General features: G+C 68.2%; 20 protein-coding genes. 11 read left to right on the top strand and 9 right to left on the bottom strand.

From position 1 onward, the window contains the following. Window positions 1-9: 9 nt before the first annotated feature. A complete protein-coding gene (locus tag ACFOYU_RS01410; RefSeq protein WP_377032164.1) occupies window positions 10-4,845 on the bottom strand; it encodes an NAD-glutamate dehydrogenase in 4,836 nt (1,611 codons plus the stop codon). A gap of 472 nt (window positions 4,846-5,317) precedes the next feature. Between ACFOYU_RS01410 and ACFOYU_RS01405 the strand changes: the two genes are divergently transcribed. Next, a complete protein-coding gene (locus ACFOYU_RS01405) occupies window positions 5,318-5,698 on the top strand; it encodes a DUF2794 domain-containing protein (protein ID WP_377032163.1) in 381 nt (126 codons plus the stop codon). Here the strand turns inward: ACFOYU_RS01405 and ACFOYU_RS01400 are convergent, their stop codons facing one another. From ACFOYU_RS01400 to ACFOYU_RS01380, 5 genes are all read right to left on the bottom strand, one after another. Beyond that, window positions 5,699-6,946, bottom strand: coding sequence for an MFS transporter (locus tag ACFOYU_RS01400; protein ID WP_377032162.1), 1,248 nt, complete (start codon window positions 6,944-6,946; stop codon window positions 5,699-5,701). Window positions 6,947-6,955: 9 nt separating this feature from the next. After that, complete coding sequence (locus ACFOYU_RS01395; protein ID WP_226738010.1) at window positions 6,956-7,492, bottom strand: GNAT family N-acetyltransferase; 537 nt, start codon at window positions 7,490-7,492, stop codon at window positions 6,956-6,958. Between the two features lie 97 nt (window positions 7,493-7,589). Continuing rightward, entirely contained in the window at window positions 7,590-8,372 is a 783-nt protein-coding gene (locus ACFOYU_RS01390) for a Bax inhibitor-1/YccA family protein (protein ID WP_226738012.1), read from the bottom strand. A 233-nt stretch (window positions 8,373-8,605) separates the two neighbouring features. Further along, window positions 8,606-11,197 carry an ABC transporter permease gene (locus tag ACFOYU_RS01385; RefSeq protein ID WP_377032161.1) on the bottom strand — a complete coding sequence of 864 codons (2,592 nt, stop codon included), beginning with the start codon at window positions 11,195-11,197 and terminating at the stop codon, window positions 8,606-8,608. Window positions 11,198-11,215: 18 nt separating this feature from the next. Continuing rightward, window positions 11,216-11,905, bottom strand: coding sequence for an ABC transporter ATP-binding protein (locus ACFOYU_RS01380; RefSeq protein WP_226738015.1), 690 nt, complete (start codon window positions 11,903-11,905; stop codon window positions 11,216-11,218). 75 nt (window positions 11,906-11,980) lie between these two features. Between ACFOYU_RS01380 and ACFOYU_RS01375 the strand changes: the two genes are divergently transcribed. From ACFOYU_RS01375 to thpR, 3 genes are all read left to right on the top strand, one after another. Continuing rightward, window positions 11,981-12,643 (top strand): arylesterase, encoded by a 663-nt coding sequence (locus ACFOYU_RS01375; protein WP_377032160.1) that lies wholly within the window; start codon window positions 11,981-11,983, stop codon window positions 12,641-12,643. A gap of 62 nt (window positions 12,644-12,705) precedes the next feature. Next, window positions 12,706-13,752 carry an aldo/keto reductase gene (locus tag ACFOYU_RS01370; protein WP_226738019.1) on the top strand — a complete coding sequence of 349 codons (1,047 nt, stop codon included), beginning with the start codon at window positions 12,706-12,708 and terminating at the stop codon, window positions 13,750-13,752. A 293-nt stretch (window positions 13,753-14,045) separates the two neighbouring features. After that, a complete protein-coding gene (gene thpR / locus ACFOYU_RS01365) occupies window positions 14,046-14,582 on the top strand; it encodes an RNA 2',3'-cyclic phosphodiesterase (protein WP_226738021.1) in 537 nt (178 codons plus the stop codon). A gap of 18 nt (window positions 14,583-14,600) precedes the next feature. On the opposite strand, the gene ACFOYU_RS01360 is transcribed toward thpR, so the two are convergent. Both ACFOYU_RS01360 and ACFOYU_RS01355 read right to left on the bottom strand, forming a co-directional pair. Then, window positions 14,601-14,726 carry a hypothetical protein gene (locus tag ACFOYU_RS01360; protein WP_377032159.1) on the bottom strand — a complete coding sequence of 42 codons (126 nt, stop codon included), beginning with the start codon at window positions 14,724-14,726 and terminating at the stop codon, window positions 14,601-14,603. Next, window positions 14,723-15,490, bottom strand: a complete 768-nt coding sequence (locus tag ACFOYU_RS01355; protein ID WP_377032158.1) for a Crp/Fnr family transcriptional regulator — start codon at window positions 15,488-15,490, stop codon at window positions 14,723-14,725. The genes ACFOYU_RS01360 and ACFOYU_RS01355 overlap by 4 nt, the downstream gene beginning before the upstream one ends. A gap of 257 nt (window positions 15,491-15,747) precedes the next feature. Here ACFOYU_RS01355 and ACFOYU_RS01350 point away from each other — a divergent pair, with 257 nt between their 5' ends. The 4 genes from ACFOYU_RS01350 to ACFOYU_RS01335 all read left to right on the top strand — a co-directional run bounded on the left by ACFOYU_RS01350 (window position 15,748) and on the right by ACFOYU_RS01335 (window position 18,308). After that, a complete protein-coding gene (locus ACFOYU_RS01350) occupies window positions 15,748-16,338 on the top strand; it encodes a histidine phosphatase family protein (protein WP_377032157.1) in 591 nt (196 codons plus the stop codon). 80 nt (window positions 16,339-16,418) lie between these two features. Beyond that, the gene (locus tag ACFOYU_RS01345; RefSeq protein WP_377032156.1) at window positions 16,419-17,444 is read left to right on the top strand and encodes a YeiH family protein; all 1,026 of its coding nucleotides are present in this window, start codon (window positions 16,419-16,421) and stop codon (window positions 17,442-17,444) included. Between the two features lie 149 nt (window positions 17,445-17,593). Continuing rightward, complete coding sequence (locus ACFOYU_RS01340; RefSeq protein ID WP_377032155.1) at window positions 17,594-17,899, top strand: 4a-hydroxytetrahydrobiopterin dehydratase; 306 nt, start codon at window positions 17,594-17,596, stop codon at window positions 17,897-17,899. 1 nt (window position 17,900) lies between these two features. Beyond that, window positions 17,901-18,308, top strand: a complete 408-nt coding sequence (locus ACFOYU_RS01335; protein WP_377032154.1) for a GFA family protein — start codon at window positions 17,901-17,903, stop codon at window positions 18,306-18,308. A gap of 3 nt (window positions 18,309-18,311) precedes the next feature. Here ACFOYU_RS01335 and ACFOYU_RS01330 read toward each other — a convergent pair whose 3' ends face one another. Beyond that, a complete protein-coding gene (locus tag ACFOYU_RS01330; protein WP_377032153.1) occupies window positions 18,312-19,097 on the bottom strand; it encodes an SDR family NAD(P)-dependent oxidoreductase in 786 nt (261 codons plus the stop codon). A gap of 84 nt (window positions 19,098-19,181) precedes the next feature. Between ACFOYU_RS01330 and ACFOYU_RS01325 the strand changes: the two genes are divergently transcribed. The 3 genes from ACFOYU_RS01325 (at window position 19,182) to ACFOYU_RS01315 (ending at window position 21,381) form a co-directional block, all read left to right on the top strand. Continuing rightward, the gene (locus ACFOYU_RS01325) at window positions 19,182-19,565 is read left to right on the top strand and encodes a YkvA family protein (RefSeq protein WP_377032152.1); all 384 of its coding nucleotides are present in this window, start codon (window positions 19,182-19,184) and stop codon (window positions 19,563-19,565) included. Window positions 19,566-19,777: 212 nt separating this feature from the next. Next, entirely contained in the window at window positions 19,778-20,551 is a 774-nt protein-coding gene (locus ACFOYU_RS01320; RefSeq protein WP_377032151.1) for a hypothetical protein, read from the top strand. Between the two features lie 146 nt (window positions 20,552-20,697). Next, window positions 20,698-21,381: a hypothetical protein gene (locus tag ACFOYU_RS01315; protein ID WP_226738037.1), complete on the top strand. Its 684-nt coding sequence runs from the start codon at window positions 20,698-20,700 to the stop codon at window positions 21,379-21,381. Window positions 21,382-21,517: the final 136 nt, after the last annotated feature.

Raw genomic sequence — 21,517 nt, 5'->3', positions numbered from 1 at the left:
GAGCCTATATCAGCCTTTTGCGAGATCGCCCAGGAGGCTTGCCGCCACCGTCACCTTCGACAGGGTCAGACCCGACGAGACGATGTTGTTCACCGCGTTCCGGATCCGGTTCACGTCGGCGCCGCGCTTCTCGCTCCAGGTCTGCACGCCCTCGCCGCCGGAGACGTCCTGGGACACCACTTCCGCCGTGAGGTTGCGGTGGGCGGTGGCGATGCCGTCGATGGCCCGGTCGAGGGCGAGCCGGTCGAAATAGTCGCTGACGCTGATCTCCCGGGCGGCGCCGATGAGCGCGCCGAGCCGGAAGGCCGCCTCGATGGCGAAATGGGTGCAGGCGATGTCGATCACCGGCTTGCCGGTCTTCTGCGCCGTCAGCACGATGTCCGGCGCGGCGACGAGGTCGGGCAGCGAGGCGAGCTGGCGCGCCAGATCCGCCGGCGTGCCCTGCTCCACGAGCGCCTGCGTCCGCGCGTCCCATTCGGCGCGGGCCTCGGGCGAGAGGGTCTCGCCGAGGGTGCGCTCCACCTCCGCGATCCCGGTCTGGTAGATGCCGATGATCTCGTCGAGGGAATGGTTGGCGAAGTCCACATGGCGGATGAACCAGACGATCCGGTTCATCATCAGGTCCTGCAGCTCGCCGTAGAGCCGGAGCTGGAGCTGGCCCGGCACCACGCCGTCGAGGGCGTCGATGGCGGCGTTCATCTCGATCAGGCCGAAGGAATCGCGCGTGGCCGCATAGGCCGCCGCGATGGTGGGCGCGTCGGCGCCGGTCTGGTCGACCAGGCGGGCGATCATCGTGGCCCCGCCCCGGTTGATGATGGCGTTGGCGAGCTGGGTGGCGATGATCTCGCGCCGCAGGCGGTGGTTCGCGATGGCGTCGGGGAAGCGCTCGCGCATCTCCGATGGGAAGTAGCGCTCCAGCTCCTTGCCGAGATAGGGATCGTCCGGCACCGGGCTCTCGAGGAGCTCGTCGTGCAGGGAGAGCTTCGCATAGGCGAGCAGCACCGCCAGCTCCGGCCGGGTCAGCCCCTCGCCGCGGCGCCCGCGCTCGGCCAGAACCGCGTCGTCGGGCAGGTACTCCACCGTGCGGTTGAGGCGTCCCTGCGCCTCCAGCATGTGCATGAGCCGCCGCGCGAAGCCGAGATCGCCCGCGCCGCGCCGCTCCGACAGGGAGAGGGCCAGGGTCTGCAGGTAGTTGTTGCGCAGGACGAGCTTGGCGACCTCGTCGGTCATGTCCTCGAGGAGCCGGTTGCGGTTCGCCTCGCTGAGGCGGCCGTCGCGCTCGGGCTGGCTCAGGCCGATCTTGATGTTCACCTCCACGTCGGAGGTGTTGACGCCGGCCGAGTTGTCGATGGCGTCCGTGTTCAGGCGAACGCCCGCATGGGCCGCCTCGATGCGCCCGCGCTGGGTGACGCCGAGATTGGCGCCCTCGCCGATCACCTTGGCGCGTACGTCCGCCCCGGTGATGCGGATCGCGTCGTTGGCGCGGTCGCCCACCTGCTCGTCGGTTTCGGACGAGGCGCGGATATAGGTGCCGATGCCGCCGAACCAGAGCAGGCCGACCTCGGCCTTCAGGATCGCGCTCATCACCTCGGCGGGCGTCGCCGCCGCCTTGTCGATGCCGAGCAGGGCGCGGACCTCGTCCGAGAGCGGGATCGACTTCGCGCTGCGCGGGAACACGCCGCCGCCCTTCGAGATGAGCGCCTTGTCGTAATCCTGCCAGCTCGAACGGGGCAGGTCGAACAGGCGTTGGCGCTCCAGGAAGGAGGTGTCCGGATCCGGGTTCGGGTCGAGGAAGATGTCGCGATGGTCGAACGCGGCCACGAGCTTGAGGCAGCGCGAGAGCAGCATGCCGTTGCCGAACACGTCGCCCGACATGTCGCCCACGCCCGCTACAGTGACGGGCTGGGACTGGATGTCCACGTCCATCTCGCGGAAATGGCGCTTGACCGCCTCCCACGCGCCGCGGGCGGTGATGCCCATCTTCTTGTGGTCGTAGCCCTGGCTGCCGCCGGACGCGAAGGCGTCGCCGAGCCAGTGGCCCTTCTCGATGGAGAGCTCGTTCGCCGTGTCGGAGAAGGTGGCCGTGCCCTTGTCGGCCGCGACCACGAGATACGGATCGTCGCCGTCGTGGCGCACGGTGTCCGGCGGCGGCACCAGGCTGTCGCCGACGATGTTGTCGGTAAGCTGCAGCATGGTGCGCACGAAGATGCGGTAGCTCTCGGTTCCCTCCGCCAGCCAGGCCTGCCGGTCGCCCGGCGGCGGCAGGCGCTTGGGCACGAAGCCGCCCTTGGCGCCGACCGGCACGATGACGGCGTTCTTCACCTGCTGGGCCTTGACGAGCCCCAGCACCTCGGTGCGGAAATCCTGCGGACGGTCGGACCAGCGCAGGCCGCCGCGGGCGACCTTGCCGAAGCGCAGATGGATGCCCTCGACGCGGGGCGAATAGACGAAGATCTCGTAGAGCGGCCGCGGCAGCGGCAGACCTTCCACCTTGGCGCATTCGAACTTGAACGCGATGGTCTGGCGCGGCAGGCCGTTGCCTTCGAGCTGGAAGAAGTTGGTGCGGGCGGCCGCCTCGACGAGATTGATGAACCGGCGCAGGATGCGGTCGTCGTCCAGGCTCGTGACGTTCTTGAGCTGGTCCTCGATGGCGGCGCGGATCTCGGTCTCGGACGCGGCGCGGGCCTGCGCATCCTCGATGCGCGGGTCGAAGCGCGCGTAGAACAGCTCGACGATCCTGGTGGCGATGGCGCTGTGGCGCGCGAGCGTCTCGGCCAGGTAGTCCTGGGCATAGGGGATCTGGACCTGGCGCAGGTAGCGGCCGAGGGCCCGCATCATCGACACGTCGCGCCAGCCGAGGCCGGCCTCGAGCACGAGGCGGTTGAAGCCGTCGGATTCGGCCAAGCCCCTGAACAGGGCGAGCAGCGCCGCCTCGATCAGCTCCTGGATCTCGTTGATGTTGATGGCGCCGCCGGAGGCGCGCTCCAGGGTCATGTCGTGGAGCCAGACCCGGTCCATGCCGGACACGCCGGTGGAGACGACCCGGTAGGTTCTCTCGTTGACGACGCGGAAGCCGAGGTTTTCCAGCAGGGGCACGCGCTCGGAGAGCGGCAGCGCCATGTTGCGCGAGAAAACCTTCAGGTTCACGCGGGTCTCGTTGTCGGCCTCGCGCCGGTAGAGATCCACGGCGCGCGGACGCGCCTCGGAGAGCTGCTCCAGGATGCTCACGTCCGCGATGGCGTGCTCGGCGCTGAAGGCCTCCCGGTAGGCGGCGCTGAACGCATCCGCATAGCGGGTCGCCAGGGCGCGGGCGCGGGCGCCGCCGATGGCCTCCGTCAGCTCGTCGCGCAGGGCGTCGGCCCAGGTGCGGACGATGCTGGAAATGCCCTCTTCCAGGGACTCGCGCGACACGCTGGGGGTCTCGCCCTCGTCGCGGCCGATGATGAAATGCGTGCGCGCCAGCGGCCCCTCGGGATAAGCCGGATAGGAGGCCGAGACGCGGCCCTCGAACACCCGGGCCAGGAACTCCCCGATCCGGCGCCGGGCGTAGGTGTCGTAGCGGTCCTTAGGCACGAAGACGAGCACGGACACGAAGCGGTCGAACTCGTCCACCCGCGCCAGCGCCCGCACCCGCGGGCGCTCCGACAGGTTCATGATGTCGATGGCGAAGCGGTAGAGCGTTTCCTCGTCGATCTGGAACAGCTCGTCGCGCGGATAATTCTCGAGCACGTTCAGCAGGCCGCGGCCCGCATAGCTCGACGGGTCGAAGCCCGCGCGGGCGATCACCTTGGCCACCTTGTGGCGCAGATACGGAACCTCGCTTGCGGCGCTGGTATAGGCGCTCGCGGTGAAGAGGCCGACGATGCGCAATTCGCCCTGCAGATGTCCGTCGCCGTCGAAGAGCTTGACGCCGATATAGTCGAGATGGGCCCGGCGGTGGACGCGGGACTTCACGTTGGCCTTGGCGATGATGAGCGCCTTCGGGCGCGCCAGGAAGGCGCGGATCTCCGGCGTCATCGCCACGAGCTCGCGCCCGCGCCGGAGCACGCGCACGGACGGGTCGCGCAAGAGCCCGAGGCCCGAGCCCTCGACCGGATCGGCGGCGGTGTCGCCGGCCGGGAGGCGGTACTCGCGGATGCCCAGGAAGGTGAAGTTGTCGCGGGCGATCCAGTCGAGGAAGGCGATGGCCTCCTTCACCTCGTCGTCCGGCAGCGGCGGCGGGTGAAGGCGGTAATTGTGGACGATCTCGGTGACGCGGGCGCGCATGCCCGGCCAGTCATGCACCGCCAGGGCCACGTCCTTGTGGACCCGGCGCATGGCGTCCAGCAGGCGCTCGCGCGCTTCCGCATCGTCGATGCGCGGCAGGTGGATGTGGATGAAGCTTTCGCGCTTCACGCCGACGCGCGTGGAGGCCGTGGCCTCGCCGACGAGGCGGATGAGGGCACCGGTCGCATCCCGCTCGACGGCCAGGATCGGGTGGGCCACGAGAAGCGGATCGTGCCCCTCGTCGACGATCTCGGCGAGGGTGGAATCGAGCAGGAAGGGCATGTTGTCGTTGACGATCTCGAGGATCGTCACGTCCCGGCGGCGCCCGCTGCGCTCCACTTCGAGATCAATGAGGCGGACATCCGCCGAGCCGCCGGCGCGGGGAGCCTTCAGGTGTTCGTAGGCCTCGGACGCGAGATCCGCGAGTGCCGTTGGGGAATAGGCCGCGAGATCCTCGGTCGGCACGCGCCCGAACAGATCCTGCAGGAAGGTCGAAGGAATGGGCCTGTGCCCGGCCTCCAGGACGGCGACGGCCTCGGCCGTCAATTCGCTTCCGCTGGTCGGCGTTTCCAGCTTCATGCGCGCACCCTCTCGCTTATGATCGTTGGGGGAGCGTTGCCACAGACCGGGGGACCGCGCAACCGAAGCCGGTCGTTCTGCACACGAGAGCGCCGGCCTCCGATGGAAAACGACCGGTTAGGCTGTCCGATCCCTCTTTGGGGCAGATTTCTGTCGTGACGAAGGGGAAAGGGCGATCAGGGCAAAAAGAAAGCCGCCCGAAGGCGGCTGCTGATCTCGACTTGTAGAAGTGGCCCGGCCCGCCGAATCGTCCCGGAGGGCTGGGGGGCTGACGTGTCCGAGGCGGTCAAGAGAGCCGGGCCGTCGAGGCAACACTAGAAGCATCAACATCTAGTGGGGCCACGTAACGGCACGATTACGGCAACAATAAGATTCGCCTGACGAAGGCGTGAGTTATCGCCCGTTAACGGGTTGATCGGATGCTGTATCGCACCCATCATCAGGGATGAAGAGGCGTCACACAGGAGGAATCATGAGCGAAGGCGACATCTCAGAGCCGTCGCGCGGCGGCACCGGCCACGGCTCGGCCCAGGTCCTCCCCTTCCCCGCCGCGCAGAAACAGGTTTCCTTCAACCGGGCCGAACTTCAGACCATCCTCAATCTCTACGGCCGCAAGGTTGCGGAAGGCGAGTGGCGGGACTACGCCATCGACTTCCTGGCCGACAAGGCGGTCTTCTCCATCTACCGGCGCACCTCCGAGGTGCCCCTCTACCGGATCGAGAAGGATCCGAAGCTCGCCAAGAAGCAGGGCGCCTATTCGGTCATCGTCTCGTCGGGCCTGATCCTCAAGCGCGGGCACGAGCTCGACCGGGTGCTCAACGTGCTCGACAAGAAGCTGAAGGTCGTCTCCTGATCAGGCGTCCTCCGCCCTCGCGGGCAGCGCGAGCAGCCACAGGGTCGATGCGAACACGCCGGCGGCGCCCGTCCACAGCACGGGCCTGATGCCGATCCGGTCGGCGAGAAGGCCGGCCGTGAGCGCGGCGACGAGGCCGAGCCCGCCGGTCAAAAGATGCAGGGTCCCGCCCTCGCGCCCGCGCAGGGCATCGGGCGTCACCCGCTGGCGCAGGGCGACCGCGTTGGTGTGGAACAGCACGTAGAGACCGTCGCCGAAGATCTGCGCCGTGACGAGCAGCGCCACCGCGAGCCAGAGCGGCCCCTGCGCCAGGGGAATGAAGCAGATCACCAGCCCATAGGCCAGAAGCGCCCCGATCAGGAGCTTGCGGGCGGGAAAGCGCGCGCCCGCCGCGGCGGCGAAGCGCGCCCCGACCAGGGCGCTGAGGCCGCCGAAAGCGACGATGAAGCCGAGAACGGCGGGCTCGATGCCGAGATCGCGCACCGCATAGAGCACGTAGAGCGGCGCGAAGAAGCTGAGGAAGAAGGCCAGCGTCGCCAGGCACAGGGTCAGCGGCCGCAGGGTCGGGTGTGCGAACACGAAGCGCATGCCCTCGGCGGTCTCCCGCCAGATGTCCGGCGCCGTCTCGCCCGTCGCGAGCGGCGCCTCGGGCCGCTTGATGCTGCCCAGGAGCGCGGCGGACCAGAGATAGGACAGGGCGTCCACCAGAATGGCGAAGGGCGCCGTCAGGAGCTGGATGAGCACGCCCGCCAGGGCCGGCCCGGCGATCTCCGCCACCGCGTCGGTGGTGGCGAGCTTCGCGTTTCCTTCGAGGAGTTGGTCGCGCTCCACGACCGTGGGCAGATAGGCGTTGTCCGCCGTCTGGAAGATCATCGAAAAGAGGGCGACCACGGTCGCGACGCCGATGATCTGGCCGATGGTGATGGCCCCGAACCAGGCCATGACCGGCAAGGTCATGAGAGCGGCGGCCCGGACCAGATCGGCCATGATGAGCACGCGGCGGCGGCGCGTCCTGTCGATCCAGGCGCCGACGAAGGGGCTCAAGGCCACCCCCGGCACCATGCTCAGGGCGACGAGGAGCCCGAGATCGGTGGCGGACGCGCCGAGCGTCAGGGCCGCGATGATCGGCAGGCCCTCCCGGGTGAAGCGGGCGCCGACGGCGGACAGGCTCTGGGCCGCCCACAGGCGCAGGAAATCGGGATTGTCCCAGAGGCCGCCGCTCGGCCGGCGGATGAGGGCCGCGAACACGGGAGCGCCTCAGGCGACAGGGCGCGTGGGCGGCTGCGCGGTGCCGGGGCCGAGGGGGCGCTGCATGAGAACGCTGGAGAGCCAGCGTCCATGCTTGTAGCCGATGCCCTTGAAGACGCCGACCGGCGCGAAGCCGAGGCTCGCATGCAGCCCGATGGAGCCGTGGGATTCCTCGTCTCCGATCACCGCCACCATGAGGCGGAAATCCCGCGCCTCGCATTCGCCGATCAGCGCTTCGAGGAGCCTGCGCCCGACGCCCTGCCCCTGCGCCGCGGGATCGATGTAGATCGAGTCCTCCACCGTGGAGCGGTAGGCCGGACGCACCCGGTAGGGCCCCGCATAGGCATAGCCGAGAACGGCGCCGTCCCGCTCGGCGACGAGATAGGGAAAGCCGCCGTCGAGCAGCGCGGCCCGGCGCCGGGCCATCTCCGCCTCGTCCGGCGGGTCGAGCTCGAACGAGGCCGTGCCGTGCCTCACCGCATGGGCGTAGATCGCGGCGATGCGGGGCAGGTCGGAATCGCGGGAGGGGCGGACGAGAAGGCTCATGCCCCTCTCCTACTGCCGCGCTTCAAGGCGCGCAACGGGCATGAAAAAGCCCCGGCCTTTCGGCCGGGGCTCCTTGGAACCGTCAGGTTCGCCGTTCTTACTCGTTGCGGTTGCCCACGAGGGCGAGCAGGAACTGGAACATGTTGATGAAGTCCAGGTACAGCGTCAGGGCGCCGAACACGGAGACCTTGGCGGCCGCTTCGGAGTCGAAGTTGCCGTAAAGGTACATCTCCTTCAGCTTCTGCGTGTCGTAGGCGGTGAGGCCCGCGAAGATCAGAACGCCGATCACTGAGATGCCGAACTGCAGCGCGCTCGACACGAGGAAGATGTTGACGATCGAAGCCAGGATCAGGCCGACGAGGCCCATGATCAGGAACGAGCCCATGCCCGACAGGCTGCGGTTGGTGGTGTAGCCCCACAGGGACAGCGAGCCGAAGGCCGCCGCCGTGATGAAGAACACCTGGACGACGCTCGCGCCGGTGTAGCGGATGAGAATCGTCGAGAGCGAGGCGCCCATCACCGCAGCAAAAGCGAAGAAGGTGCCGCGCGCCGACGCGGCGCTCATCCGGTCCATCCGGAACGAGAAGAAGAAGATGAAGGCCAGAGGCGCCAGCGCCACAATCCACATCAGCGGCGTGGTGTAGAGAGTCACGCCGAACTGGGTCAGGCCGATGCTGCCGATCCGGGCGACCGCCTGAGACGGATCGCTCGTCGTGGCGAGCATGTTCACGCCAAGAGCCACCAGAGCCGAGATGGCCAAGCCCAGGATCATGTTGTTGTAGACGCCGAGCATGAAGGCGCGCAGGCCCTGATCGACCTGTGCTGCCGTCCGGGCAAAGCCGGTGCCAGTGGCGTATTGGTTTTGCTCATACGGTTGCATCGGAGTCCTTTCTCACGGTGTCCCGTCGATGTTCCCTCGGAAAGGCTGGGAAGTCAGCCCCCGGTCGCCGCATTCCCGGCGACGACCAGAATATGAGAGGTCGGGCCCGCTTCCGCAAGGGGGAAGGTCAAGCTTCAAGCCTTCGTGAAAGCAGCAGAGTTGCTGCTCCTCGCCAACTTAACCAACAAAAAGCCCGCAGCCCTGTCGTATAGCCAGGCTGACGGGCAAACCGGTTAAAGGTTTCTCAAGTATAAAGCCGGTTTTTGACTCAGGATTCGCCAGGTCCCCAGCAGCCCCAGCCCCACCGCCACCAGAACCGCAAGGCCCGAGGCCAGGACGGCGCCGGACAAATTTAGGGAAAAGCCCAGATTCATCACCCGCGTGATGATGAAGTAAGCCGCAAGAGTGCCGGCCAGAAGGCCGAAAACCGCCGTCGCCAGCCCAAGGAGCCCGTATTCGAGGGCATAGGCCGAGAGCAGGCGGGCCCGGGTGGCGCCCAGGGTCTTGAGCACCACCGCATCGTAGAGCCGCGCCCGGTGGCCGGCCGCGAGCGCGCCGGCGAGCACCAGGAGGCTCGCGACGAGCGCGATGGAGCTCGCGCCGCGAATCGCCATGACGAGCTGGGACACCACGTCGTTGACCGCCTCCAGCGCGTCCTTCACCCGCACGCTCGTGACCATGGGATAGGCCTGGGCGGCGCTGCGCAGGATGCGCGCGTCGGTGGCCGCGTCCGAACCGTCGGGATAGGTGACGGTGGCCAGATGGGTGTGCGGCGCGCCCGCGAAGGCGTTGGGCGAGAACACCATGACGAAGTTGATGCCCATGGAGCGCCATTCCACGTGGCGCAGATTGGCGATGGTGGCGGCGATGTTGCGCCCCAGCACGTTGACGACGATTTCGTCGCCGATCTTCAGCCCCAGCCCCTCGGCGATCTTGCGGTCGAAGGAGACGAGCGGCTTGCCCCGGTAATCCTCGGGCCACCACTCGCCCTCCACGACCTCGGTGCCTTCCGGCGGCGCCTTGGCGTAGGTGATGCCGCGGTCGCCTTCGAGCACCCAGGACACGTCCTCCTGCGCCTTGACCTCGCTCACCGGAACGCCGCCGAGGGAAACGAGGCGCCCTCGCATCATCGGCACGCGCTGGATCTCCGCATCGGCCCTCTGGGTCCTGAGGAAATCCTCGAAGGCATCGGCCTGGGCGTTGGGGATGTCGAGGAAGAAGAAGCTCGGCGCCCGCTCCGGCAGGGTCTGCTGGAGCTGACGGGTGAGGTTGCTGTCGATGAGCGCGAGCGTCACGAGCAGCGTGATGCCGAGCCCCAGGGACAGGACGAGGGACGGGGTCAGGGCGCCCGGGCGGTGGATGTTGGAAAGGGCGAGCCGCGGCGCCGTGCGCCGGGGGCGCGGCAGGCGCCGGGCCACCGCCATGATGCCGGTCGCCACCAGGCGCAGCAGCACGAAGGACCCGGCGGCCGCGGCCACGAACATGAGGGCGATGCGCCGGTCGTAGGCCGCCAGCACCGCGAGGCCCACCAGGGCCGCCACGGAGACGGCGAGCGCCGCGAGATAGCGCTTGCGCGGCCAGCGCCGCTCCGGATCGATCTGGTCGCGGAAGAGGCCCGACACCTGCACGTCGTGGGCCCGCCCCAGGGGCGCGAGGGCGAAGACCAGGGCGGTGAGCACGCCGTAGAGCAGCGCGACGCCGAGCTCGGCCCAGGCCAGGGTCGGCTGGATCGGGATCGGCAGGAGATGGCCGAAGAGGCCCGTGACGACGAACGGCAGGGCGGCGCCGACCAGGAGGCCGATGCCGATGCCCACCGCCGCGATCATCATGACCTGGGTCAGGTAGAGCATGACCACCTGTCCGCCGGGCGCGCCGAGGCTCTTCAGGGTCGCGATGGAGGCGCGCTTGCGGTCGACGAAGCCGCGCACCGCATTGGCGACGCCGACGCCGCCCACGAGCAGCGCGGTCAGGCCGACCAGGGTCAGGAACTGGGTGAAGCGCTCGATGTTGCGGGCGAAGCGCGGATCGGCATTGAGGCGGGTGCGGACGTTCCAGCCCGCCTCCGGAAGGGCCTGCCCGACCTCGGCCTCCACCTGCGCGAGCCCCTCCTCGGTGGAAAGGGCGGGCGGCAGGGTCAGCCGGTAGGTCCAGCGCACGAGGCTGCCGGGCTGGACGAGCCCGGTGGCCTGCAGGGCCTCCTGGGAGACGAGGAGGCGCGGGCCGAAGCCGATGCCGCTGGCGATCTTGTCGGGCTCCGACACGAGGCTCGCCCGCAGCTCGACGGTGGCTCCTCCCACCGTGACGCGGTCCCCGACCTTGAGGTCGAGCCGCGCCAGCAGGGCGGGATCGGCGGCCGCCCCGAAGGCGCCGTCCCGGGCGGCGAAGAGGTCGGCCGGCGCGAAGGGCGGGTCCGTCTCCAGGGTTCCGACCCGCGGATAGGCGGCATCCACCGCCTTCAGCTCGACGAGGGCGGAGCCCTTCTCGCCGGCCACCGCCATGGCGCGCATGGTCGCGATGGTGTTCACCTCCCCCTTCGAGGCGAGGAAGGCGCGCTCGGCCTGGCTGGCCTCGCGCTGGAGCAGGGAGAAGGCCATGTCGCCGCCGAGGATGCGGCGTCCCTCGCGGCCGATCCCGTCCGTGAGCGAGCGCGACAGGGACGAGACGCCCGCGATCGCCGCCACGCCCAGCGCGATGCAGGCGAGAAAGATGCCGAAGCCCTTCAGGCCGCCGCGCAGCTCGCGCAGGGCGAGGCGCAGCACGAGGGGAAGGCCGCTGGACGCGGGGATCGGCCGCCGCTGCGGTTGGGCCGGAATGGTGCCGTGCATGGGATCCCGCCTTGTCCTTTAAGCCGCCGCCACCGCGTCGGCCTCGATCCGGCCCGAGCGCAGCCGCACGGTCCGGTCGCAGAGACGGGCGAGATTGAGGTCGTGGGTCACGAGGACCAGGGTGGCGCCCCGGTCGCGCTTGAGGGCGAAGAGCAGGTCGACGATGGAGCCGCCCGTGTTCTCGTCGAGGTTTCCGGTGGGCTCGTCCGCCACCAGGATCGCCGGGTTGGGCACGATGGCGCGGGCGATGGCCACGCGCTGCTGCTCGCCGCCCGAAAGCTGGGCCGGGTAATGGTGGAGGCGATGGCCGAGGCCCACCGCCTGCATCTCCGCCTCCGCCCGCTCGAACGCGTCGTCCTCGCCCGCGAGTTCCAGGGGCAGGGCCACGTTTTCGAGGGCCGTCATGGTCGGGACGAGGTGGAAGGACTGGAACACGATGCCGATGCGCCGGCCGCGGAAGCGCGCCAGCGCGTCCTCGTCGAGCCCGGACAGGTCGGTGCCGTCGACGATCACCCGGCCGGAATCGGGGCGCTCCAGCCCCGCCATGGTCATGAGGAGGGTCGACTTGCCGGACCCGGACGGACCGACGAGGCCCACCGCCTCGCCCCGGCCGATCTCGAGGGAGACTCCCTTGAGGATATGCACCCGCGCGGCCCCGCGCCCGAGGCTCAAATCCACATCCTGCAGCGCGATGGCCTTGTCCTGCATGCCCGATCACCCGATCTGTTGGAAGATTTCGCCGAGAGCCTCGGCATAGTCCGAACACATATGGGAAGCATACCGATGAAGCGCCAATCCGGCCCATTCATGACGATCATTTTTGCGTGTGCGGCGGCCCTTGCCGCCATGGTCGTCCCCGTCCACGCCCCCTTGGCGCAGGAGGATCCGATCCGCCTCGTGGCCCTGGGCGACAGCCTCACGGCCGGCTACGGGCTGCCGCAGGAGGCGGCTTTTCCGGTGGTGCTGGAGCGGGCCCTGAAGGCCAAGGGCTACAATGTGGAGATCGCCAATGCGGGCGTGTCCGGCGACACCGCCACGGCCGGGCTCGACCGGCTCGACTGGTCGGTGCCCGACGGGACCGACGGCGTCATCGTGGAGCTCGGCGCCAACGACATGCTGCGCGGGGTCGACCCGAGCGTGCCGCGCAAGGCCATCGACACCATCGTGACCCGGCTGAAGGAGCGCGGCATCCCGGTGATGCTCGCGGGCATGTACGCCTCGCGCAATCTGGGGCCCGACTACGTGCAGAAGTTCGACAGCCTCTATCCGGACATTGCGAAGAAGCACGACCTTGTGCTCTATCCCTTCTTCCTGGATGGAGTCGCCGGCGAGCGGTCCCTCAACCTTCAGGACGGGATCCATCCCACCGCGAAGGGCGTCGAGATCATCGTCGAGCGCATCCTGCCCACCGTCGAGACCTTTCTCGCCCGCATCTCCCAGCGCTGATTCCCGTCGGCGCGTCCCTCACGACCGAACGCGGCAGGCTCCCTGCCGCGAGGAGCTTCAGCATGGACTATCGCCGCCTCGGCCGCACCGATCTCAATGTCAGCCTCATCTGCCTCGGCACCATGACCTGGGGGCAGCAGAACACCGAGGCCGACGGCCACGCGCAGATGGACTACGCCCTCGACCAGGGCATCAACTTCTTCGACACGGCGGAGCTCTACTCGATTCCGCCCAAGGCGGAGACGCAGGGCTCGACCGAGCGGATCATCGGCTCCTGGTTCAAGGCGCGCGGGAACCGGGACAAGGTGATCCTCGCCTCCAAGGTCGTCGGCCGCTCCGAGAACACCTGGTTCCGGGACGACGGCTCCCCGGCCGAGCTGTCCCGCGCCCAGATCGAGGAGGCGGTGAACAAGAGCCTCAAGCGGCTCCAGACCGACTATATCGACCTCTACCAGATCCACTGGCCCGACCGGCCCATGCCCTGGGGCTCGAACCCCACGATCTTCCGCCACAAGCAGGCGGAGTCCCACCCGATCCAGGAAACCCTGGAGATCATGCGCGACCTCGTGAAGGCCGGGAAGATCCGCCATCTCGGCCTCTCCAACGAGAGCGCCTGGGGCGCCATGACCTTCCTGAAATGCGCCGAGGCCGACCCGAGCCTGCCGCGGGTGCAGTCGATCCAGAACGCCTACAGCCTGCTCAACCGCACCTACGAGGTGGCTTTGGCCGAGGTCAGCATGCGCGAGGAGGCGGGCCTGCTCGCCTATTCGCCGCTGGCGCAGGGCTATCTGACCGGCAAGTATCTCGACGGCGCCCGACCGGCGGGGGCGCGCTCCACCCTGTTCAACCGCGGCCAGCGCTACGAGACGCCGGGGGCCGAGCCCGCCATCCGCAAATACGTGGCGCTCGCCCGCGAGTTCGGCCTCGACCCGGCCCAGATGGCCATCGCGTTCGCCAATTCCCGGCCCTTCGTGACCTCGACCATCATCGGCGCCACCACGATGGAGCAGCTGAAGACCGACATCGCGGCCGTGAACGTGACGATCACCCCCGAGCTGGAGGAGCGCATCGACGCCATCCATCTCCAGCACTGCAATCCGTGCCCGTAAATAGGCCCTCAGCACCGTCATTCCGGGGCGCCCCTCTGGGGCGAGCCCGGAACCCATAAACTCGACAGGTTTAAGAAAGGACTGTGAGCGCTTCGCTTCATTCCGCACCGTCAGTGGCTCTGGGTTTCCGGCTTCGCGCGGCCCTTCGGGTCGGGCTCCGCTTTCGCGGCCCGGGAATGACGGCGGCGCCCCCGGAACAAATGCGACTGTTGATCGTCTGATTCTTCGTCTTGCGGGGGCGGCCCGTCCGCCCCCATGATCGACGACACATCCGCCAGGCCAGGAGGTGCCGCATGCCACGCCTGTTCACCGGCATCGAGATCCCCGCCGATATCGGCCTTCAGCTCTCGAGCTATCGCGGCGGCCTTCCCGGCGCCCGCTGGATCGACCCCGAAAACTACCACATCACCCTGCGCTTCATCGGCGACATCGACGAGCGCACCGCCGGCGACGTGTTCTCGATCCTCGGCGACGGGCGCCGGCGCGAGCCCATCGCCGTCACCATCGACGGCCTCGCCACCTTCGGGGGCGAGCGGCCCCGGGTGGTCTTCGCCCGCGCCTCGGGCAACGGCGAGCTCAACGAGCTTCAGGCCGAGCAGGAGCGCCTGGTGCGAAAGGTCGGCCTGCCGCCGGAGAAGCGCAAGTTCACGCCGCACGTGACCCTGGCCCGCCTGCGCGATGCCTCGCCCATCGACGTGGCGGATTATTTCTCGACGCGCGGCCACTTCCCGCGCCTGACCTTCACGGCCCGCCGCTTCGTGCTGTTCTCGTCGCGGGATTCCGTCGGCGGCGGCCCCTACGTGGTCGAGGCGGCCTATCCGCTGGGCTGAAAGGCCGGCCCGAGGCCGTCAGCGCTTCCGGGCGAGGCGGCCGGAGATGTCGTCATGCCGGTCCGGGAGATGGGCCGGAACAGCCATCAGCCGCCGCTCGTCGGCGCCGGTGGCGACCCGCACGGGCTGAAGGGTCAGGCTCATAAGCGGAAATTCTGCCGTTCGAGGTGCAGATAGCTGCGGTCGAACTCGCCCGCCTCCTGCAGCCTGTCCCAATCCGGAACGGTCAGCTGGGTTCCCTTGGTCCGGATGAGGCCGTCGGCCCTCAGATCCTGGAAGATCCGGTTGACGTGAACCGTCGAAAGGCCGAGGGCATCGCCGAACTCGGCCTGGGTGATCGGCAGGTCGCAGGTATGGCCCTCGGCCTTTTCGACCGCATTCAGGCGCACCAGCATCTCGCACAGAAGATGGGCGATGCGGCTGTAGGCCTCGCGCCGGCCGATGCTGGTCATCCATTCGCGGAAGATGGCGGCATCGACAAGCGTGCTGCGCCACAGGGCGCTCGCGATCCGGGGATGGCGCTCGCAGAGGGTGCGCAGGGCGTCGTGCGGGATGAACCCCACCGTGCAGGGACTGAGCGTGCCGATGCTGTTGTCCAGCATCCTCAGGTGAAGGCTCTGCAGATCGGGAATGTCGCCGACGATGTTGAAGGCGACGATCTGGCGCCTGCCTCCTCCCGTGATCTTGTAGGTGCAGGCGAAGCCGTCGAGGACCAGGCACGACCGGGAAGGGCTGTCGCCCTCGCGGACGATGTCCTGATCGGGCCGGATGTCCACCACCTGCATCGGCAGGTTCAGGATCGCGCCCTTCTCGTCGTCCGAGAGCGTGAAGACGCTCTCGAGCTTGCGGATCATGGGATGGGGGATCATGGGATGGGAATGGATGTCGGGAAGAGATGTCGATGCCATCGCCGCGCCCTTCTGTTCGAGGCGGGAGCGCACGCGTCTCTCAGCCAACGGCGCCAATGTTCGATTGCCGATGATGGGACGATGATACATCATAAGCGAGCCCCGCGTATTGATCCATGTTAACGCCCGGCACAATGTTGCCGGGGCGTCCGCGACATCCGGGTTGCCCGCAGGCTCTTCGGGAAAAGCCGGAACGGGCGGGGATTCCCGAAAGGGTGCCCTCGACAGAGCGGCCAGGGCTGGCTAAGCGTAGCGTTATGCCATTGCTGATCTTCCTCACCCATCCCGAAGTCGTCATCGACCCGCAGGTTCCCATCACCCAATGGCCGCTCAATGCCGTCGGACGCGAGCGGATGGAGCGGTTCGCGGACCTCCTCGCGGGCCGCAACGTCACCGCGCTCTACGCCTCGACCGAGCGCAAGGCGACGGACGGAGCCGCCATCCTGGGCGAGCGCTTCGGCCTGCCCTACGGCACGGACGAGGATCTCGGCGAGAACGACCGCTCGGCCACCGGCTATATCGCCCCGCCGGAATTCTGGGAAGTCGTGGGCCAGTTCTTCGCCAACCCGCACGAGAGCATCCGGGGCTGGGAGCGGGCCATCGACGCGCAGGCGCGCATCGTGGGCGCCGTGAAACGGGTCGCGCAGAACGACCGGACCTCCGGCGACATCGTCATCGTGTCCCATGGCGGCGTCGGCGCCCTGCTGACCGCCCATCTGCAACGGGTCGCCATCGGCCAGGAGAGCCGCCCCTCCCATCCCGGCGGCGGCTGCTTCCTGGTCCTCGACCGCGAGTCCCTCGCGATCCGGCAGGACTGGCGCGCCATCGAGGACGGTCTGGGACTGTAGAACGGTCTCGCCTGGAGCTCCTGCACTCTGTAGGAGGGGTGCGGACGCGCAGCAGGCAGCGCTCTCACGAGGCTTTCCCAATGGCATCAGCGATCAGCACCGGCCTCGCCCGACTGGCTCCCGGCATCGTCCTGTGCGGGGCCGTCGCGCTCGCGGCCATCGGCCTCCAGCACCTGGAAGAGGCCTGGACCGGCCGGCCCTGGCTCGAGGCGCTCGTGATCGCGATCCTGCTCGGCACCGCGATCCGGACCGCCTGGACCCCGTCCGCCCGCTGGACTCCCGGCATCGGCTTTTCCGCCAAGACGCTCCTGGAAATCGCCGTGATGCTGCTCGGCGCCTCGATCAGCTTCCAGGCCGTGGCGGAGGCCGGGTTCGGGCTCATCCTCGGCATCGCGGCGGTGGTCGCCGTCGCCATCGGGGCCAGCTTCGGGCTCTGCCGCCTGCTCGGCCTGCCCAAGCGCATGGCCGTGCTGGTGGCCTGCGGCAACTCGATCTGCGGCAACTCCGCCATCGCGGCGGTGGCGCCGGTGATCGGGGCGAAGAGCGAGGACGTGGCCTCCTCCATCGCCTTCACGGCGATCCTGGGGGTGATCGTGGTGCTCACCCTGCCCCTGCTGGTGCCCCTCCTCCACCTGTCGGAAACCCAATACGGGGTTCTTGCGGGCCTGACCGTCTACGCGGTGCCGCAGGTGCTCGCCGCCACCCTGCCGGTCGGCATGGTCAGCACCCAGCTCGGCACCCTGGTGAAGCTGGTGCGCGTGCTCATGCTCGGGCCCGTGGTCGTCGGATTGTCCCTGGCCATGGGCCGGAACCGGGACGCGGCGGGCCCGGGCTTCTCGCTCAACCGCTTCGTGCCCTGGTTCATCCTCGGGTTCCTGGGGCTGGCGGCCCTGCGCTCGGCCAGCCTGATTCCCGACATCGTGCTGCAGGCCGTCATGCCGCTCGCCACGATCCTGACGGTGGTCGCCATGGCGGCCCTGGGCCTCGGCGTCGACCTCAAGGTTCTGGGCCGCGTCGGCGGGCGGGTGACCCTCGCCGTGACCCTGTCTCTCCTGGTGCTGCTCGCGATCAGCCTCGGGCTGATTCGCGGGCTCGGGGTGGCCTGACGGGCTGAACCTTCTTCCCTCTCCACGAGAGGCCCGGGTCTCGACCTGTGCTCTCCATCCACATGCCAGATGATCCGTCGGCCCTTGAAACCTCTCCCGCGCACCTCATCACTAGAACGAGACCCGCTCCTCAACCGGTTGATTGCCCCATGAACCCTCTCACCGACGCCGAGCGCACCGACATCCTTCCCGCCCTCGACGGCTGGGCCCTAGTCGAAGGCCGGGACGCGATCCGCAAGCGGTTCGTGTTCGACGATTTCAACGCCGCCTTCGCCTGGATGACCCGCATCGCCCTCGTGGCCGAGCAGATGAACCACCATCCGGAATGGACGAACGTCTACAACAAGGTCGACGTCACCCTCGCGACCCACGAGGCCAAGGGCCTGACCCGCCGCGACGTGGAGCTGGCCCAGCGCATGGACCAGTTCGCGGCCGGACTCGTGAAGGAGCGCTGAGATGGACGAAGCCCGAACCTTCCGGGGCGGCTGCGCCTGCGGACAGCTGACCTTCGAGGCCCGGGGCGAACCGAGGCGCGTCGGCCTGTGCCACTGCATGACCTGCCGCAAGGAGAGCGGCAGCGCCTTCAACGCCTTCGCGATCTTCGCCGCCGATCGGGTGACGATCGGCGGCGAGATGAAGACCTGGTCGGCGGTGCCGGGCGGCGAGCGCTGCTTCTGCCCCATCTGCGGCTCCCAGGTGTTCTACCGGGACGCGGCGGACGAGATCGAGATCAAGCTCGGGGCTTTCGACGAGCCGAACCTCTTCACGCCCACCTACGAGGCCTGGACGATCCGGCGCGAGCACTGGCTGCGCACGGCGGACCTGATCGCCTATCCGGAGAACCGGGGCGAGAGGACGTCCTGAGCCTTACTTGGGCTGCATCCGAAGCGCCCCGTCGAGGCGGATCGCCTCGCCGTTGAGCATGTCGTTCTCGATGATGGCGCGCACGAGCGTGGCGTATTCCTGCGGGCGGCCGAGGCGCGACGGGAACGGCACGTTGGCCTCCAGCGCCTTGCGGTAATCCTCGGCGATGCCCTCGAAGAGCGGAGTGTGGAACAGCCCCGGCATGATCGTCATGACCCGGATGCCGAAGCCCGACAGGTCGCGGGCGACCGGCAGTGTCAGGCCGAGAACGCCGCCCTTGGAGGCCGAATAGGCCGCCTGCCCGATCTGACCGTCCTGCGCGGCCACGGAGGCCGTGTTGACGATGACGCCGCGCCCGCCGTCCTCGGTCACCGGATCGAGCCCGGCCATGGCGGCGGCGCATTTGGAGATCATCGCGTAGGTGCCGACGAGGTTGATCTCCACCGCGCGCCGGAAGGAGGCGACGTCGTGCGGAATCAGCTCGCCCGTATCGCGCTTCTTCGTCACCGTGCGCTTGCCCGGCGCGATGCCGGCGCAGTTGACGAGGATGCGCTCGGTGCCGTTGGCCGCCCTCGCCTGCGCCAGGGCCGCATCGATGGATGCCTCGTCGGTCACGTCGGCCTCGCAGAACACGGCGCCGATCTCGCGGGCAACCTCGGTGCCCCGCTCGGCGTTCATATCCAGGATGGCGACCCTCGCGCCGTGGGAGGCAAGCATCCGTGCCGTCGCCTCGCCGAGGCCTGAGGCGGCGCCGGTGACGATGGCTGCCATAGATTCGTCGAGCTTCATGGGTTTCCTCTCTCCATCGGGACGAGACCTCTTAAGCCATCCGGGGCCTCGCGGGAATCGAGACTGTCGAAGGAGCAGAGCGGCATGAGCGAATCAATCACGAAGCCTTTCACAAAGGCCGAGATGGACGCCATGCGCGAAGCGGGCCGCGACGAGGCGGGTCGCGACGAGGCGAGCCTCAAGCGCCGGTTCTGGGACAAGATCCGGCGGGTGGGCGGCAAGATCCCCTTCGCCGAAGACCTCGTGGCCGCCTTCTACTGCGCCACGGACCCGAAGACCCCGAACCGGGTCAAGCTCGTCCTGATGGGCGCCGTCGCCTATTTCGTGCTGCCGACCGATGCGGTGGCCGACTTCCTGCCCCTGCTGGGCTTCGCGGACGACGCTGCGGTTCTCGCCGCCGCCATCACCCAGGTGGCCGGCTCGATCACGGAGGAACACCGGCAGAAGGCGCGGGAGAGCCTGAAGTAACGGATCGGGAGAATTCCGATAACCCCAGTCCTCCCCGTGCGGCGCCGCACACATGACCTTGGGTAAGCTTGGTAGACCCATTGGGGTTACCTGAGCCTTTCCCGGTTGTGTTCGCTGTAACGTTACGTTAGCTGCGCTCAGGTTGCCCGGAATATTATTCCGTCCGAGGCATTCCGCCTCGCTCACCTATGAACGACCTGAGAGAAACGCCCATGGCCGCCGGTAAAATCAAGCTTCCCGATCCCAACTCTGGCAACCTCGTCTACGACGACGGCAGCCACAAGCTCGTCGGCACCAGCAAGTCCGACATCCTTCTGCTGCAGGAGGCCGCCGAGGCCGCGCTGAACGGCAAGGGCGGTATCGACTCCCTGTTCCTGAACAGCAGGAAGTCCGTGAAGGTCGATCTCTCCATCGCGGGCCCGCAGAAGACCGGTTTCGGAACGCTGACGATCAAGTCGGTCGAGAACGTCGTGTCGGGCAACGGCAACGACACCCTCTGGGGCAGCAAGGGCAACAACCTCCTGCTGAGCAGCAAGGGCCACGACAAGCTCTATGGCGGCAAGGGCAACGACGCGCTCCTGGGCGACGTGGGCAACGACCGGCTCCATGGCGAGGACGGCAACGATTATCTGGTCGGCGGGACGGGCAAGGACAGCCTCTACGGCGGCAAGGGCAAGGACGGCTTCATCTTCAGCGAGCCGGTCGCGCGCAAGAACATGGACAAGATCATGGACTTCAGCGTGAAGGACGACACGGTCTACATGGCGCTGGAGCATTTCACGGCCATGGGCGCCGTGGGCAAGCTGGCGGCGGGGGCGTTCCATGTGGGCTCGGCAGCGGCGGAGGAGGACGACCGGATCGTCTACAACAAGGCCAAGGGGGCGCTCTATTACGATCCCGACGGCAGCGGCGCGGCCGCCGCGATCCAGTTCGCCTCGATCGGCAAGAACCTGTCCCTGAGCCACAGGGATTTCGAGATCATCTGACGAGAGCCGCCATGGGGCGCGTCGAGGGCCGCGTCTGCGGCCCTTTTCGTTCCTGCGCCACGTTTCGACGCATCGCCATGAGGCCCGGCCCGGCTTAACGGAGATGGTGAAGAGTTCTTAACCATCTGGGCTTTATGTTGCGCCTCATGACTATCGCATCTCTCCAGCGCGGCTTTGCCGCGGGCATCATTTCCGCTGCCTTCATCCTCGGAACCGGGCCTGCAGCTCTCGCACAGGCCCAGCGGTCGACGGCGCAGCAGCCGGCCAAGCCTGCCGCGAAGAAAGCGGCACCGGCCTCCACGAAGGCGAACGCGGCCAAGGCGAAATCCACGTCCGCCGCCAAGCCGGCGGCCGCTGCGGCCGCGGCCGCGGCTCCTGCCACGGGCCCCGGCGGCGCGGCGCTTCTTGCGTCCTACAGCGACTGGAACGTCTACACAGCGCAGTCGGGACGCTCGAAGATCTGCTACGCCCTGAGCCAGCCCAAGGACCGGCTGCCGAAGAACCTGAACCGGGACCCGGCCTATCTCTTCGTGTCGTTCCGCCCGGCGGAGAACGTGAAGAACGAGGTCGCCCTCGTGCTCGGCTTCACCACCAAGGAGAACAGCCCGGCGGAGGCCGCCATCGGCGCAACCTCCTTCGACCTTCTCACCAAGGCGAGCAACGCCTGGCTGAAGAACCCCGCCGAGGAGAGCCAGGCCATCACCGCCATGGCGCGCGGCGCGAGCATGACCGTGAAGACCCAGTCGGCCCGCGGCAACAGCCTGACGGACCAGTATTCCCTGAGCGGCTTCACCCAGGCCCTGGAGCGCGCCCGCAAGGAATGCTCGTAAGGCCGTTCCGGAGCCCCGCCGGCGGGGCTCCGGCCGCCGATTTTTCGCCCTTCCGGGGCGGAATTTGGCGCCGACCCCTCACTTTTCCGACGCAATCGTGTTATATGAGGTCTTCGTTCCCCTCAAACGAAGGCGT

The organism is Microvirga sp. GCM10011540, assembly GCF_042650665.1.
Classification (GTDB): Bacteria; Pseudomonadota; Alphaproteobacteria; order Rhizobiales; family Beijerinckiaceae; genus Microvirga; species Microvirga lenta.
Note: the sequence above shows the minus strand (reverse complement) of the source record. Positions and strands in the feature narration are given on the sequence as shown.